This window comes from Nocardioides hwasunensis (assembly GCF_014779665.1).
Classification (GTDB): domain Bacteria; phylum Actinomycetota; class Actinomycetes; order Propionibacteriales; family Nocardioidaceae; genus Nocardioides; species Nocardioides hwasunensis.
In genome coordinates, this window is record NZ_JACXYY010000001.1 from 26,390 (window position 1) to 41,191 (window position 14,802).

Below are 14,802 nucleotides of genomic sequence, written 5' to 3' on the forward strand. Positions count from 1 at the left end.
AGGCTAGCGGGGATCGAGGTGCACCGTCGGGATCGCCGCCTCGCCCGCGGACATCATCGTCACCACGCGGGGGAGCTCGGCGAGGGAGGCGCGGTGCCGGGTGCGGGCCTCGTCGAGGGTCGTGCGACCGACCACCTCGCCGCGCGCGACCAGCGGCACCAGGAGCGGGCGATCGTCGCCGTCGTCCTCCGGCGGCTCGCCGATGCCGATCACCTCGGCCTCGGCGGTGCCGGTCGACGAGCGCCGGCGCAGCGCGTACTTCCGCCCACCGATCGACAGCTTGTCCTTCGACTTCTTCGCCACCGACACCATCTCGCCGTCCGCGCTCTCGCGCGCGACGAGCTTGTAGACGAAGCCGCAGGTCGGGTGACCCGAGCCGGTCACCAGCTGGGTGCCGACGCCGTAGGCGTCCACCGGCGCCGCCGCCAGCGCCGCGATGGCGTGCTCGTCGAGGTCGCTCGTCACCACGATCCTGGTCTCCGTCGCGCCGAGGCCGTCGAGCTGGGCCCGCACCTCGCGCGCGATCTCGCCGAGGTCGCCCGAGTCGAGGCGCACGGCGCCCAGCCCGGTGCCGGCGACCTCGACCGCGAGGCGCACCGCCTCGGTGACGTCGTAGGTGTCGACCAGCAGGGTCGTGCCGACCCCCAGGCTCTGCACCTGCGCCCGGAACGCGTCCGCCTCGCTGTCGTGGAGCAGCGTGAATGAGTGGGCGGCAGTGCCGGCCGAGGGGACGCCGTGGGTCGCCCGCGCGGCCAGGTTGCTGGTCGCGTCGAACCCGGCGACGTACGCCGCCCGCGCGGCCGCCACAGCCGCCTGCTCGTGCGTGCGGCGCGAGCCCATCTCGATGCAGGGCCGCCCGGCCGCGGCGAGCGTCATGCGTGAGGCGGCCGAGGCGATGGCGGAGTCGTGGTTGTAGATGGACAGGAGCACGGTCTCGAGCAGCACCGCCTCGGCGAAGGTGCCCTCGACGACCAGCAGCGGGGAGTAGGGGAAGTAGGCCTCGCCCTCGGCATAGCCCCAGACGTCACCGGAGAAGCGGTAGGACGCCAGCCACTCGAGCATGTCGGGGTCGACGACGCCCTCGAGGGCGGCGATGGCCGCGGGCTCGAAGCGGAAGGCCTCGATGGCGTCCAGGGCGCGGCCCACGCCCGCCACCACGCCGTACCTCCGCCCCTCCGGGAGCCGGCGCGGGAACAGCTCGAAGACCGAGCGCCGGTCAGCGGTGCCGGCCTGGCGCGCGGCCTGGACCATGGTCAGCTCGTAGTGGTCGGTCAGGAGGGCCACGGAGCTGGATGCCGGGCCGGAGGCTGTGCTCGTCACGACCGACACTGTGCCACCATGGGCCTCGTGTCAGCCGCCAGTCCCGTAGAGGTCGAGCCGACCCTCACCCCCGACGAGATCACCTTCCTGGCCAAGCCGTGGGTGACGCTGGTCTGGGACGACCCGGTGAACCTCATGTCCTACGTCGCCTACGTCTTCCAGAAGTACTTCAAGTACGACAAGGCCAAGGCGGAGAAGCTGATGCTCGAGGTGCACACCGAGGGCCGGACGGTGGTCTCCACCGGCACCCGCGAGGAGATGGAGCGCGACGTGCAGGCGATGCACGAGTACGGCCTCTGGGCGACGATGGAGAAGGCGTCCTGAGGTGAGCGGCTTCGAGCGACACCGCAAGTCCGGCAAGGTCATCGCCACCTTCAGCGGGTTCGAGGCAGACCTGCTGCGCTCGCTGGCCTCGCAGATGGTCGAGCTGCTCCGCAACGAGCGCGCCGAGCCGGCGACGCCGGCCGCCGACCCCTTCGAGGCGCTGATGGCCGAGTTCTCCGGCGCGACCACGATCCCGGAGGACCCGGTGCTCGCCCGGCTGTTCCCGACGGCGTACCCCGACGACGAGGAGGCGGCCTCCGACTTCCGTCGCTTCACCGAGGGCGGGCTGCGCGACGGCAAGGCCGCCGCGGCAGGGATGCTCATCGACAGCCTCGAGGACGGCGGCCTTCCGCACGAGCTCACCGAGGACGGTCTGGTCATCGACGTCGAGCTGACCCACGACGAGGCCGAGACCTGGATGCGCGCCTTCACCGACATCCGGATCGCGCTCGCCACCCGGCTCGGGGTCGAGGCCGGCGACGAGGACTACTGGCACTCGCTGCCCGACGACGACCCGCGCGCACAGGCCCACGACATCTACGAGTGGGTGGGCTACCTCCAGGAGACGGTGATCGAGGCCCTCACCTCATGACGAGGCCCTCGTGAGCCCGGTCCCCCACTTCGTCGTCGAGATCAGGGAGAAGATCGGGCACGACCCGCTCTGGCTGCCTGGCGTCACGGCGGTCATCCGTCGTGGCGACCAGGTGCTGCTCGTCGAGCGCGCCGACAACGGCCGCTGGACGCCGGTCACCGGCATCCCCGAGCCGGGGGAGGAGCCTGCCGTGGCGGCGGCCCGCGAGGCGATGGAGGAGACCGGCGTCCGGATCCGCGTGGACCGTCTCGTCTCGACCGCGGTCCACGGCGAGATCGTGCACGCCAACGGCGACCGCGCGACCTACCTCGACCTCACCTTCGCCTGCACGTGGCTCGAGGGTCAGGCGCACGTCGCCGACGACGAGTCCAGCGACGTGCGCTGGTGGCCGCTCGACGCGCTTCCGCCGATGTCCGAGACGATGCTCGCCCGGATCGACGCCGCGCTGAGCGACGAGCGCGAGGCCAGGTTCGTCGCGCCGGACGGTCAGTCGGACGAGGAGCCGCCGCCGGTGCTGGCCCCCCACGCCCCGGTGCTCGGCGTCGACGCCTGCGCGGGCGGCTGGGTCGGCGTCGTCGTGGACCCGGACCGCCGCGCCTCGGTCTTCGTCGCCGCCGGCATCACCGACCTGCTCGCCCTCGTGCGGGAGAGGCACGACGTCGTGGCCGTCGCCGTCGACATCCCCATCGGGCTGCCCGACAGCAGCGGTCGCCTCGCCGACGCCGAGGCCCGCCGGCAGCTCGTCGGCAAGTCCTCCTCGATCTTCTCCACCCCCGTGCGCGCCGCGCTGGAGGCCGGGACCTACGAGGAGGCGCGCGCGGCCAACCTCGCCGCGACCGACGGGCGCACCAGCGTCAGCGCCCAGGCGTACGCCCTGCGCGACAAGGTCTTGCAGGTCGACGCCTGGGTGCGATCGGGACCCGGCGTCCCCGTCGTCGAGGCGCACCCCGAGCTGAGCTTCACCCGGATGGCCGGCCACCCGCTGCTCGAGCGCAAGAAGGACGCCGACGGAGCGCGCGTACGCCGCGAGGCGCTCGCCGCGCACGGGATCGTCGCGCCGCCGTGGTTCCGCGGGTCCGGCTTCGCCGAGGACGACCTGCTCGACGCCTGCGCCGTCGCGTGGACCGCCGTCCGCCACTCGCTCGGGGTCTCGGAGTCCTTCCCCGAGACACCCGAGGTCTTCTCCGACCGGATCCCCGCAGCCATCTGGGCCTGAGCCGGGTCTGGCGGCGCCTCCCCTTCCCACTGGGGGTAGTCCGCATCAAACGTCCGGTGGAATCGGCCTCCGCACCGGAAATCTGATGCGGACTACCCCACGGGGGTCAGCCGGAGTGCGTCAGCACGCCGTAGCGCTCGCGCGAGGCCAACGCCCAGCGCGAGGCGGGCACGGAGATCAGCGCGACCCCGAGCATCAGGGCGCCGAGGATGAGCCACCCGGTCTCGCCCATGTGCACGCAGAGCAGCGTCACGACCGGCGGGCCGACGACGGCGATCACGCTGAAGCCGAGGCCGGCGAAGCCCTGGTACTGGCCCTGCCGCTCGTGCGGGGCCAGGCCCATCTGCAGTCCCCACTGGCCACCGGAGCCGATCATCTCGCCGACCACGTGGGCCAGCGAGCCGATGACGAGCACCGCGATGGCGAACTCCGCGTTGCCGCGGTCGGCGAGCGCGACGATCGCGAAGCCTGCCGCGATCCAGACCGCGCCGCGCACCAGCGCCTTGGCGCCCGCCTCGACGGAGTCGGCGCGTCGTGACAGCCGGACCTGGAAGAGCGCGACGCACGCGGTGTTGAGGACGAGCAGGATGGCGACCATCACCGGCGGCGCCGAGGTGCGCTCGGAGATGTAGAGCGCGAGGCCGAGCTCCATGACGAAGAAGTGCAGGGAGAACAGGCCGGTGATCGCCACGATCACGACGTAGGGCCAGTCGCGCAGCACCGCGAGTCGGGGCTCTCCCTCGACCCGGACGTACGCCGGCAGGTCGGGGAGCCGGGTGGAGTTCCAGGCGGCGAAGCCGGTGAAGACCGCGTTGAGGACGAAGACCGAGACGTAGGCCCAGGACTCGTCGACGACGAGCGCGGCGCCACCGAAGACCGAGCCGAGCCCGATGGCGGTGTTGGTGACGGCGCGCAGGTAGGCCTTGAACAGCACACCGCGACCACCCGTCGCGAGCTGGGCGATCACCCCCTGCTGGATCGAGCCTGCCGAGCGCTCGAAGAAGGCGAGCAGGGCGAGCAGCATCCCCAGCTGCCAGGGCGCACGTGCGAGCACGGGCAGCGCGCTCGTCAGCGCGGCCCCCACCATGCACCAGGTGAGCACCCGTCGCGGGCCGCGGACGTCGCCGAGGTGCCCGGCCGGCACCTGCACGAGGATGCCGACGACCGCGGCGACGGAGATCGCGAGCGCGACCTCGCCGGCGGAGAAGCCGACCTGTCGGGTGAAGTAGAGGGCACTGGTCGTCATCACCGCACCGGCGCCGAAGCGGTTCGCGAACGAGCCGAGTGCCAGCACCCGCAGGTCGCGCTCGACCGGGATGCCGCGCCGCGTGAGTGGTGCGGTGACCTCGTGCTGCGACATGCGTCCCTCTCCCCCAGTCTCTCGACGTCGAGACTATGTCCTGAGACGGGCGGGGGTCACATCGGTTTCCGGCCTACCCTGGGGCACGTGCTGACCATCGCCCAGGAGACGTACGACGCCATCGTGGCGCACGCCAAGCGCGACCACCCCGACGAGGCGTGCGGTGTCGTGGCAGGGCCCGAGGGCAGCGACCGACCCGAGCGGTTCATCCCGATGGTCAACGCCGCCGGCAGCCCGACGTTCTACGAGTTCGACTCCACCGAGCTCCTGCAGCTCTACAAGGACATGGACGCCCGTGACGAGGAGCCGGTGGTCGTCTACCACTCGCACACCGCCACCGAGGCCTACCCCAGCCGCACCGACATCGGCCTCGCCAGCGAGCCGAACGCGCACTACGTGCTCGTCAGCACGGCGGACTGCTTCGATGAGAGTGGGGGGAATAGTGACGGCCCTGTGGAGTTCAGGTCCTACAGCATCATCGACGGAGTCGTGACCGAGGAAGAGGTCACGATCACGCCTACGACTGATTCATCCAAGAAGGGGAGCACCAGCTGATGGCCATCGAGGTCCGGATCCCGACCATCCTGCGCACCTACACCGGCGGCGAGAAGTCCGTCGAGGGCGCCGGCGGCACCCTGTCCGCGCTCATCGACGACCTCGAGGGCAACCACCCCGGCATCAAGGACCGCCTCGTCGAGGACAAGTCCGGCGAGATCGACCTGCGCCGCTTCGTCAACGTCTACATCAACGACGAGGACGTCCGCTTCATCGGTGGCCTCGAAGCGCCGCTCAGCGACGGCGACCAGGTCGTCGTGCTCCCCGCCGTCGCCGGCGGCTGCTGAGGCTAGCCGAGGATCCCGCGCTCGTAGGCCGTCGCCACGGCCGCCGCGCGGTCGCCCACCCCGAGCTTGTCGTAGACGTGCACGAGGTGCGTCTTCACCGTCGCCTCGCTGACGAAGAGCTCCTCGGCGATCGCCCGGTTCGAACGGCCCCGCGCGACGAGGGCGAGCACCTCCCGCTCGCGTGCGCTGAGCACGCCCGACGTCGCGGGACGGCGTACGTGCGAGGCCAGGCGCGCGGCGATCGCGGGGGAGAGCACCGTCTCGCCCGCCGCGGTGGCACGCACGGCGTCGAAGAGCGTCTCGGCCGGGGTGTCCTTCAGGAGGTAGCCCGTCGCACCGGCCTCGATGGCGGCGACTGTGTCGGAGTCGGTGTCGAAGGTGGTCAGCACGAGCACCGCGGCTCGTGACCCACGCTCACGTAGCACCCGCACCGCATCGACGCCTCCGCCGCCGGGCATGCGGAGGTCCATCACGACGACGTCGGGATCGGTGGCCAGCACGCGGTCGACGGCCTCGGGGCCACTGGCCGCCTCGCCGACGACCTCGAAGCCGGTGACGCTCGCGAGCATGCTGCGCACGCCGTCACGCACGACGGGGTGGTCGTCCACGACCACGATCCTGATCACGCCGCCTCCCGGGCGAGGGCGGGCAGGCGGGCGGAGACCGCGGTGCCGCGGCCGGGGTCGGACTCGAGGGTGAGGTCGCCGGCCAGGCGCGCCACGCGCTGCCGCATCCCGCGCAGCCCGAAGGAGCTCGACTCGGTGGGAGCGGCGACGTCGAAGCCGACGCCATCGTCGCGGACGTCGAGCACGACCTCGTCGCCGTCGTAGGAGAGCGTGACCCCCACGCGGGACGCGCCCGCGTGCTTGGCGACGTTCTGGAGCGACTCCTGGGCGATGCGGAGCACGGTGGCCTCCACCTCCGGGTGCAGGGGGACGGGATCGCCGACCACGACGGCCTCGGCGCGGATGGCGTGACCGGTCGACCAGGCGGTGACGACGCCGCGCACGGCGTCGGGCAGGTCGGCCCCGTCGAGGTCGGACGGGGACAGGTCGAGCATCGACCGGCGGGCCTCGGCCAGCGCCTGCCGGGCCAGCGCGAGGGCCCGCTCCTGCCGCTCACCGCCGACGGAGGCCTCGAGCTGGGTGACGATCCCGGCGAGGCTCTGCGCGGTCGTGTCGTGGATCTCCCGGGCGAGTCGCGCACGCTCCTCCTGCACCCCCGTGTGGCGGGCCTGCTCGACGATCCTCGCGTGGAGCGTCTGGTTCTCCGCGAGCGCCGTCTCCAGCTCGGAATTGAGGCGCTCGAGGTCCTCGGTGCGGCGCTCGGTCTTGAGGGAGATGCTCATGAAGGCGCTCGCGAGGCCGGCGTTGACACCGACCAGTGCGAGGAACACCCAGAACTGGAGGGCGTCCCGAGGCGGGAGCCCGCCCGACTGGGAGCCCGCCTGGGTGATGCCGACCGCCACCACACCGACATACATCCAGCGCCCGCGCAACGAGTCGTAGACGTCGATGAACCCGAAGAAGGCGAAGATCGCGTAGAGCGGGTTGAGCCAGCAGAGCACGAACGCCAGGATCGTGCGTCCGACCCAGTGGAGCGCGCTCGGTCTGGGGGTGGCGACCATCCAGACCGCGGTGACGAGGCTGCCGACCAGCGTGATCCGGACGTCGACCGCTGCGGCGCCGAGCGAGGGTGCGGCGGTGGAGGCGACCGCGGTGGCCAGGGCGAGCAGGAAGAACGGCATCCAACGCAGCCACCGGAGGTCGTCGTCCACGCCGACATCCTGACAGTCGTGCGTCACTCCCACCGGAACAGCCGGACCGCGACGAAGCCCAGCACCACGGTCCAGCCACCCATCACGGCGAGGTCGACCAGCGCTGGTGCGGTGCCCTGCAGGGCGTCGTTGAGCGCCTCGGACGCAGCGCCCAGCGGGGTCGAGACGACCGTCTGCCGCAGCCATCCCTCCATCGTCTGCACCGGCATCCAGACGCCGGAGGTGAACATCATCGGGAAGAAGACGATGGTGCCGACCGTCTGCACGACGCGGGTGCTCGCGGAGACAGCGGTGATGACGGCGCCGATCGAGAACGCCGACGCGGTGCCCAGCACTAGCGCCACGGCGTACCAGCCGAGGTGGCCGGGCAGGGCGACGTCGTAGAGCACCCGCGCCGTTGCGAGAGCGAGGACGACCGAGGCGAGCACCGCCACGGCGTGCAGTCCGACCTGCGCTCCGAGCAGGGCCGCCGGGTGCATCGGCGTGGTGCGGAGCCGTCGCAGGACACCGCTCTCGCGGTAGCCCGCGATGACCGGCGGCATCGCCACGATCGCGGCCATGATCATCGCCAGCACCACGACGACCGACACGTACAGGTCGATGATCCGCTGGCCGCCGAGGGACGGGTTGGCCTCCTGGAAGTCCGGCACCAGTCCGATGACCGCGAGGAGGAGCGTCGGGAAGAGGAGGATCCAGAAGAGCGAGCCGAGCTCGCGTGCGAAGAGGGTCGCCTCGGTGCGGACGACAGCGGCGGTGGCGCCGTTCGTCCGACGGGAGGTCGGGGTGGTGGTCGCGGTGCTCATGCGGGCTGCTCCTCAGGTGTGTGGGCGTGGATGCCGTCGGTGAGCTGGAGGTAGGCGGTGTCGAGGGTGCCGTCGACGACGCGCAGGCCCGTGGGCGCGAGGCGCTGGCGGGCCAGGTCGGCGAGGACGTCGAGTGCGGCCCCGTCGCTTCCCTCGACGACGATCCGGCCGGCGTCGGTGCGCACGCCCGACACCGACCCGAGCTGGCGCAGCGACTCCAGGTCGACGGTGTCCTCGACGGCGAAGGACGTGACCGTCGCCGCGCTCGCTCCGGCGATCAGGGCGTCCGGGGTGTCGAGCGCACGCACCCGGCCGGCGTCGATGATGGCGATCCGGTCGCAGAGCTGGTGGGCCTCCTCCATCGCGTGCGTGACCAGCAGCACCGTGACGCCGTCCGCGCTCAGGTCGCGCACGATCTGCCACGCGTCCCGACGAGCCCGCGGGTCGAGGCCGGTGCTGAGCTCGTCGAGGATGACCGCCCGGGGGCGCCCGACGAGTGCGAGTGCGATGGAGAGTCGCTGCTGCTGGCCCCCGCTGAGGTCGCGGAACTTCGACCTCACCCGGTCCTCCAGGCCGAGCCGCTCGACGAGGCCACGCCACGGGAGCGGGTCGTCGTAGAGCGCCGACCAGAGCCGCAGTGCCTCCTCGACGGTGATCTTGGGCTGCAGTCGGCTCTCCTGGAGCTGGACGCCGAGCAGGCGGGTGAGCGCGGCGCGGTCGGCGCGCGGGTCGAGTCCGGCCACGCGCACGGTCCCGGAGTCAGGGGTGCGCAGGCCTGCCACGCACTCGACCGTCGTGGTCTTGCCGGCGCCGTTGGGGCCGAGGATGCCGAGCACCTCGCCCTCGGCGACCTCGAGGGACACCTCGTCGACCGCCACCGTCCGGCCGTAGGTCTTGCGCAGGTGCGAGATCGTGATCATGCCTTCAGCCTGCTCGACCACGTCGTCTCGCACATCGGGCAACCAGCGCTGCCGCGCATCCACCGATCGGTGGATGTCATGCTGGGGCCATGCGCTTCGACAGCCTGCTGGAGTCGGTCGGCGGCACGCCCCTCATCGGGCTGCCGCGGCTCTCGCCGAGTCCCGACGTCCGGATCTGGGCCAAGCTCGAGGACCGCAACCCGACGGGCTCCATCAAGGACCGGCCGGCCCTGAAGATGATCGAGCAGGCGGAGAAGGACGGCACGCTGCGCCCGGGCTGCACGATCCTCGAGCCGACGAGCGGCAACACCGGCATCTCGCTGGCGATGGCGGCCAAGCTCAAGGGCTACCGCATCGTCTGCGTGATGCCGGAGAACACCTCGGAGGAGCGGCGCCAGCTGCTGCGGATGTGGGGTGCCGAGATCGTCTCCTCGCCCGCCGCCGGTGGCTCCAACGAGGCCGTGCGCGTCGCCAAGCGGATCGCGGGGGAGCACCCCGACTGGGTGATGCTCTACCAGTACGGCAACGACGCCAACGCCCTCGCGCACGAGGAGGGCACCGGTCCCGAGCTGCTCGCCGACCTCCCGGAGATCACCCACTTCGTCGCCGGTCTCGGCACGACCGGGACCCTGATGGGCGTCTCCCGGTTCTTCCGCAAGACCAAGCCCGAGGTGCGGATCGTGGCCGCCGAGCCGCGCTACGGCGAGCTGGTCTACGGCCTGCGCAACCTCGACGAGGGCTTCGTCCCCGAGCTCTACGACGCCTCGCTGATCGACTCGCGCTTCAGCGTCGGCCCACGCGACGCCGTACGCCGGGTGCGCGAGCTGCTCGAGCTCGAGGGCATCTTCGCCGGCATCTCCACCGGAGCGATCCTGCACGCCGCGCTCGGCCAGGCCGCGAAGGCGGTCAAGGCCGGCGAGCGGGCCGACATCGCGTTCGTGGTGTGCGACGGCGGCTGGAAGTACCTCTCCACCGGTGCCTACGAGGGCACCGTCGACGAGGCCGAGGACCGCCTCGACGGCCAGCTCTGGGCGTAGCCCAAGACGGAGACGCGATCAGGGGGCGGCGGTGAGCCTCAGGTCGTGCTCGACGTCGAACTCGCTGCCCTCGACCGGCGGCAGGTCGAGCAGGTCGAGCGCGAGGTTGGCGATCATCCCGTTGCGCACCGGCGGGCGGCGCTGGCCGTAGACCGTGCGCCTGGTGCCCGGGTCCTTGTAGGTCGGGTTGATGTCGTAGAGGTCGACGCCGCGGTCGACGGCGGAGCCGCGAGCCATGAAGACGATCCGGTAGTTGTCGAGCAGTCGGGCGTTGCTGTGGGTCGGGCCGTGCCCGCCGTGGTCGCTGGTGAGGAGGATCGTGGTCCCGGCCTTGCGGGCCGGGTCGGCGTTGACCGCCTTGACGACGCGACCGACGAGGGCGTCGGACCGGCGCACGGCGCGCAGGTAGGGCTTGGACATCCAGCCGCTCTTGTGGCCGGCGTTGTCCGGCAGCGACAGGTGCAGGAACCGGAAGTCGCGGTCGACGTCGAGATCCTTGATCAGCTGGGTGACCAGCCGGGAGTTGTCGAGGTCGATGGTGGTGCGGTCGATCGCGTCGGGCCACGAGCGCTGCCACAGGCTGAACTTGGTCTTCGCGGCGAAGAGCGCGGTCGACCCGCCCGCGGCGTCGACGGCCGAGAAGACCGACGCGACGTCGTGCCCGGCCGCGGCCTGGACCGTGCTCGGCGTGGGGCGGTCGTCGTTCCACGTCACGCCGTGGCCGCCCGTGGCGGCGTCGATCCGGCGCCCGGTCACCATGCCCGTGTGGTTGGGCAGGGTCACGGTCATCTCCCGCTCCGTGCGGGCGTTGAGGGTCGAGGCGCCGACCTTCATGAAGCGGTAGAGGTTCGGCAGCTGCTTCCTGCCGAGCTTGCGCACCGCGGGCACGCTCATCCCGTCGATCGAGATGGCCAGCACCGACTCGGAGTCGGCCTGCTGCGCCACCCGTCGTTCGCCGCCGCTCGTGGGTGCCGCAGGTGGCGTGTCGGCGGAGGAGACCACCGCGCAGGCCGGCGCTCCGGCCAGGACGAGGCTCGCGGAGGCGAGCAGGGACACCAGGACGGAGGGCGCAGTCACCCGGGATCGACGGAGCACCGGCCGACGATAACCCGCGAGGGTGGGTGTGACCGGCCTGACGCACCCGACCGCGTGACCCGCGACCTCCCGAGCGCCTAGCCTGCTGCCTGTGCCGACCCCCCAGCCGCCGACTGCCGACGCGCCCATCGGCATCTTCGACTCCGGCTTCGGCGGCCTCACCGTGGCGCGGTCGGTGATCGACCAGCTGCCGCACGAGTCGGTCGTCTACCTCGGCGACACCGCCCGCCAGCCCTACGGCCAGAAGCCGATCGGCGAGGTGCGCGAATACGCTCTCGAGTGCCTCGACCACCTCTACGAGCAGGGTGTCAAGGCGCTGGTCATCGCGTGCAACTCCGCGAGCGCGGCGATGCTGCGCGATGCCCGGGAGCGCTACGACGTGCCCGTCGTCGAGGTGATCCTGCCGGCCGCGCGCCGAGCCGCCGCCGCCACGCGCAACAAGTCGGTCGGCGTCATCTGCACCCGCGCGACGGCCAGCTCGATGGCGTACGACGACGCGTTCGCCGCCGCGCCCGACCTCCAGCTGCACATCCGCGCGTGTCCCCGCTTCGTCGACTTCGTCGAGCAGGGCGTCACCGGTGGCGACGAGCTGATGGCCGCCGCCCACGACTACCTCGACCCGCTGGTCGCCGCGGGCGTCGACACGCTGATCCTCGGCTGCACCCACTACCCGCTGCTCACCGGCGTCATCTCCTACGTGATGGGCGAGGGGGTCACCCTCGTCAGCTCGGCGGAGGAGTGTGCGAAGGACGTCTACAAGATGCTCGCCAGCTCGGGCCTGATGCGCACCGACGGCGACGCCGACTACACGTTCTCGACGACCGGCAGCCCGGACGACTTCGCGACGATCGGACGCCGGTTCCTCGGCTCGGAGCTGCTCGGTGCGTCCCAGTTCGCGGGGGGACTGCGATGAGACTGACCATCGTCGGCTGCTCGGGCTCGTATCCCGGCCCGGAGTCCGCGGCGAGCTCCTACCTGCTGGAGGAGGAGCACGAGGGACGCACCTGGCGCATCCTGCTCGACCTGGGCAACGGCGCGCTCGGCCAGCTGCACCGCTACGCCGACCCGCTGGACATCGACGCCGTCCTCCTGAGCCACCTGCACGCCGACCACTGCCTCGACCTCTGCGGCTACTACGTGATGCGCAAGTACCACCCCACCGGCGCCCAGCCGCGGATCCCGGTGTGGGGTCCCGCCGGCACGGCCGAACGGATGGCGCGGGCCTACGACCTGCCGCTCGACCCGGGCATGACCGAGGAGTTCGACTTCCTCGACTACGGCTCCCTCGGCCCGTCGGTCGCCGTCGAGGTCGGTCCGTTCCGCGTCGAGCCGCGCGAGGTCGTCCACCCGGTGCCGGCCTATGCCCTGCGCGTCACCGCCGGTGGCCGCACGCTCGTCTACTCCGGTGACACCGGACCCTGTCCGGCGCTCGACGAGGCCGCGACCGGAGCCGACCTGCTGCTGGCCGAGGCGTCCTTCCGCGACGCCGACGACAACCCGCCCGAGCTGCACCTGACGGGCTCGGACTGCGGTCGTGCCGCGACCAAGGCGTCCGTGGGCCGGCTGGTGCTCACCCACATCCCGCCGTGGCACGACGAGGCCGACGCCCGCGCCGAGGCGCGCACCGAGTGGGCGGGCCAGCTGGACCTGGCCCGCGCCGGGGCGACGTACGAGATCTAGCCGGGCTCGAGCCGGCTCACACCAGGCCGGCGTCGTGGACGACCATCGCGACCTGCACGCGGTTGCTGCTGTCGAGCTTGGTCAGCAGGCGCGAGACGTGGGACTTCACCGTCGGGATCGAGAGGTAGAGCTCCGAGGCGATCTCGGAGTTGCTCAGCCCGCGCCCGACGCACACCGCGACCTCGAGCTCGCGCTCGGTGAGGACCGTGAGGCGCTCGGCGGCGGTGGACACCCGGTCGGTCGACGTCGTGCTGCGCAGCCGGGAGACGAGGCTGCGGGTGGCCGAGGGCGAGAGCATCGCGTCGCCCGCGGCGACGGTGCGGATCGCGTTGACGATCTCACCGGGCGGGGTGTCCTTCAGCAGGAAGCCGTCGGCACCCGCGGCGATCGCGCGCAGCACGTGGTCGTCGGCGTCGAACGTGGTGAGGACGACCACGTGGGGCGGGGACGGACGCTGGTGGAGGATCTGCGTGGCCTCGAGGCCGTCCATGACGGGCATGCGGATGTCCATCAGGACGACATCGGGCCCGAGGTCGGTCACGAGCGCGAGGCCGGCCTCGCCGTCGGGAGCCTCGCCGACCACCTCGATGTCGCTCTGACCGCCCAGCATGAGGGAGAGGGCAGACCTGACCAGCGGGTCGTCATCGATCAGCAGGACCCGGATCACGCGGCCCACGGTAGCCAAGCCTCCAGCACGAACGTCGCATCCTCGGTCCTTCGGTCGAGTCGGCCGCCGCGCAGCTCGGTGCGTTCGCGCAGGCCGATGAGGCCGAGACCGGCTCCCGGTGCCCCGTCGCCGTTGCCGCTCAACGGGTTGGACAGCACGACGGTGATGCCGGTCTTCGGGGTTCCGCTGGACCGGATCGCGACCCGCGCACCCGGTGCGTGCTTGCGGGCGTTGGTGATGCCCTCCTGCACGATCCGGTAGACGGTGCGGCCGGTCGCCGCCGGCACCGGGGTCGTGGTGTCCACGTCGTCGGTCCAGTCGACCTCCAGGCCCTGGCCGCGGGACTCCTCGATGAGCGCGGCGACGTCGTCGTACGTCGGCTGGGGGCGCGCGGTGGGCGGCCCCGGGTCGTCACCGCGGAGGACACCGAGGACGTCGCGCAGCTCGTGCAGGGCGCTGTTGGCCTGGCCCTGGATCTGGCCGAGCCCCTCGCGCAGCCGGTCGGAGTCGAGGTCGTCGCGGAAGGCCAGCGCGCCGGCCTGCATGGAGACCTGGCTGATGCGGTGGGCCAGGACGTCGTGCATCTCCCGGGCGATGCGGGAGCGCTCGGTGGAGCGGGCCTGCGTGAGCCGCAGCTCCTGCTCGAGCTCGGCGCGCTCGGCCCGGGACCGGAGCGCCCAGATGATCTCGCGACGCGAGCCGATGTAGAGGCCCCAGCCCATCACGGCGACGTTGACCGCCAGGTTGACCAAGGTGGTGATCAGGTAGTCCTGGTCCTCGATCCGCGCGATCGTCAGCCAGACCTGGCCGGCCAGGACGTTGGCGGTGCCGACCAGCAGCACCTCGCGGTAGTCGCGCCGCGTCGCGACGGACAGGGCGGCCAGCGTGCTGGGGCCGGCGGCGGCCCCGGAGAAGGCGCTGAGACCCGCGACCAGCATCGCGACCGGCACGGGCGCGCGGCGTCGGAAGCACACGAGGACGAGGGCGACGAGGCCGAGCACGAGCTCGACGAAGAACAGCAGGCGGTAGTCGCGCCACTCCGTCCGTGCGACCGACGACCACACGATGCCGGAGTAGACGACGCACACCGCCAGTCGCCAGCCGTGCCTGACCCAGGTCAGCTCCGGCTGGGTCTCGGCGTGCGAGGGGCGGGCGTCCACGCGGGTCAG

17 protein-coding genes are annotated in these 14,802 nt (G+C 72.0%); 8 read left to right on the forward strand and 9 right to left on the reverse strand.

The genetic code is table 11. From position 1 onward, the window contains the following. Positions 1 to 3 precede the first annotated feature (3 nt). Positions 4 to 1,320 carry a nicotinate phosphoribosyltransferase gene (locus IEZ25_RS00185; RefSeq protein ID WP_318151953.1) on the reverse strand — a complete coding sequence of 439 codons (1,317 nt, stop codon included), beginning with the start codon at positions 1,318 to 1,320 and terminating at the stop codon, positions 4 to 6. 18 nt (positions 1,321 to 1,338) lie between these two features. On the opposite strand from IEZ25_RS00185, the gene clpS reads away from it, so the two are divergent. Genes clpS through IEZ25_RS00200 form a run of 3 tightly spaced genes read left to right on the forward strand, consistent with a single transcriptional unit; the run spans position 1,339 to position 3,452 of the window. Then, positions 1,339 to 1,644 (forward strand): ATP-dependent Clp protease adapter ClpS, encoded by a 306-nt coding sequence (gene clpS, locus IEZ25_RS00190; protein WP_191197403.1) that lies wholly within the window; start codon positions 1,339 to 1,341, stop codon positions 1,642 to 1,644. A gap of 1 nt (position 1,645) precedes the next feature. Next, on the forward strand, positions 1,646 to 2,236 hold the full coding sequence (locus tag IEZ25_RS00195; RefSeq protein WP_191197404.1) for a DUF2017 domain-containing protein: 591 nt from the start codon (positions 1,646 to 1,648) through the stop codon (positions 2,234 to 2,236). Positions 2,237 to 2,246: 10 nt separating this feature from the next. After that, the gene (locus IEZ25_RS00200) at positions 2,247 to 3,452 is read left to right on the forward strand and encodes a DUF429 domain-containing protein (protein ID WP_191197405.1); all 1,206 of its coding nucleotides are present in this window, start codon (positions 2,247 to 2,249) and stop codon (positions 3,450 to 3,452) included. Between the two features lie 106 nt (positions 3,453 to 3,558). On the opposite strand, the gene IEZ25_RS00205 is transcribed toward IEZ25_RS00200, so the two are convergent. After that, positions 3,559 to 4,812 carry an MFS transporter gene (locus tag IEZ25_RS00205; RefSeq protein WP_191197406.1) on the reverse strand — a complete coding sequence of 418 codons (1,254 nt, stop codon included), beginning with the start codon at positions 4,810 to 4,812 and terminating at the stop codon, positions 3,559 to 3,561. 87 nt (positions 4,813 to 4,899) lie between these two features. Between IEZ25_RS00205 and IEZ25_RS00210 the strand changes: the two genes are divergently transcribed. Both IEZ25_RS00210 and IEZ25_RS00215 read left to right on the forward strand, forming a co-directional pair. After that, positions 4,900 to 5,367 carry a Mov34/MPN/PAD-1 family protein gene (locus tag IEZ25_RS00210; RefSeq protein WP_191197407.1) on the forward strand — a complete coding sequence of 156 codons (468 nt, stop codon included), beginning with the start codon at positions 4,900 to 4,902 and terminating at the stop codon, positions 5,365 to 5,367. After that, positions 5,367 to 5,654, forward strand: a complete 288-nt coding sequence (locus tag IEZ25_RS00215; protein WP_191197408.1) for a MoaD/ThiS family protein — start codon at positions 5,367 to 5,369, stop codon at positions 5,652 to 5,654. Before IEZ25_RS00210 ends, IEZ25_RS00215 begins: the two co-directional genes overlap by 1 nt. A 2-nt stretch (positions 5,655 to 5,656) precedes the next feature. On the opposite strand, the gene IEZ25_RS00220 is transcribed toward IEZ25_RS00215, so the two are convergent. From IEZ25_RS00220 to IEZ25_RS00235, 4 genes are read right to left on the reverse strand one after another with little or no spacing between them, the layout of a single operon-like run. Beyond that, complete coding sequence (locus IEZ25_RS00220) at positions 5,657 to 6,262, reverse strand: response regulator transcription factor (RefSeq protein WP_318151954.1); 606 nt, start codon at positions 6,260 to 6,262, stop codon at positions 5,657 to 5,659. 14 nt (positions 6,263 to 6,276) lie between these two features. After that, complete coding sequence (locus IEZ25_RS22035; protein ID WP_191197410.1) at positions 6,277 to 7,431, reverse strand: ATP-binding protein; 1,155 nt, start codon at positions 7,429 to 7,431, stop codon at positions 6,277 to 6,279. A 23-nt stretch (positions 7,432 to 7,454) separates the two neighbouring features. Next, positions 7,455 to 8,234 (reverse strand): ABC transporter permease, encoded by a 780-nt coding sequence (locus IEZ25_RS00230; RefSeq protein ID WP_191197411.1) that lies wholly within the window; start codon positions 8,232 to 8,234, stop codon positions 7,455 to 7,457. After that, positions 8,231 to 9,154: an ABC transporter ATP-binding protein gene (locus IEZ25_RS00235; protein WP_191197412.1), complete on the reverse strand. Its 924-nt coding sequence runs from the start codon at positions 9,152 to 9,154 to the stop codon at positions 8,231 to 8,233. The genes IEZ25_RS00230 and IEZ25_RS00235 overlap by 4 nt, the downstream gene beginning before the upstream one ends. A gap of 89 nt (positions 9,155 to 9,243) precedes the next feature. Between IEZ25_RS00235 and IEZ25_RS00240 the strand changes: the two genes are divergently transcribed. Next, complete coding sequence (locus IEZ25_RS00240; protein WP_191197413.1) at positions 9,244 to 10,191, forward strand: PLP-dependent cysteine synthase family protein; 948 nt, start codon at positions 9,244 to 9,246, stop codon at positions 10,189 to 10,191. Positions 10,192 to 10,209: 18 nt separating this feature from the next. Here the strand turns inward: IEZ25_RS00240 and IEZ25_RS00245 are convergent, their stop codons facing one another. Next, positions 10,210 to 11,268: an alkaline phosphatase family protein gene (locus IEZ25_RS00245; RefSeq protein ID WP_191197414.1), complete on the reverse strand. Its 1,059-nt coding sequence runs from the start codon at positions 11,266 to 11,268 to the stop codon at positions 10,210 to 10,212. A 109-nt stretch (positions 11,269 to 11,377) separates the two neighbouring features. Between IEZ25_RS00245 and murI the strand changes: the two genes are divergently transcribed. Both murI and IEZ25_RS00255 read left to right on the forward strand, forming a co-directional pair. Continuing rightward, the gene (gene murI / locus IEZ25_RS00250; RefSeq protein WP_191197415.1) at positions 11,378 to 12,199 is read left to right on the forward strand and encodes a glutamate racemase; all 822 of its coding nucleotides are present in this window, start codon (positions 11,378 to 11,380) and stop codon (positions 12,197 to 12,199) included. Beyond that, positions 12,196 to 12,966, forward strand: a complete 771-nt coding sequence (locus IEZ25_RS00255; RefSeq protein WP_191197416.1) for an MBL fold metallo-hydrolase — start codon at positions 12,196 to 12,198, stop codon at positions 12,964 to 12,966. The genes murI and IEZ25_RS00255 overlap by 4 nt, the downstream gene beginning before the upstream one ends. A gap of 16 nt (positions 12,967 to 12,982) precedes the next feature. Here the strand turns inward: IEZ25_RS00255 and IEZ25_RS00260 are convergent, their stop codons facing one another. Continuing rightward, positions 12,983 to 13,633 carry a response regulator transcription factor gene (locus tag IEZ25_RS00260; RefSeq protein ID WP_318151955.1) on the reverse strand — a complete coding sequence of 217 codons (651 nt, stop codon included), beginning with the start codon at positions 13,631 to 13,633 and terminating at the stop codon, positions 12,983 to 12,985. Further along, a complete protein-coding gene (locus IEZ25_RS00265; RefSeq protein WP_191197418.1) occupies positions 13,630 to 14,793 on the reverse strand; it encodes a sensor histidine kinase in 1,164 nt (387 codons plus the stop codon). The genes IEZ25_RS00260 and IEZ25_RS00265 overlap by 4 nt, the downstream gene beginning before the upstream one ends. Positions 14,794 to 14,802: the final 9 nt, after the last annotated feature.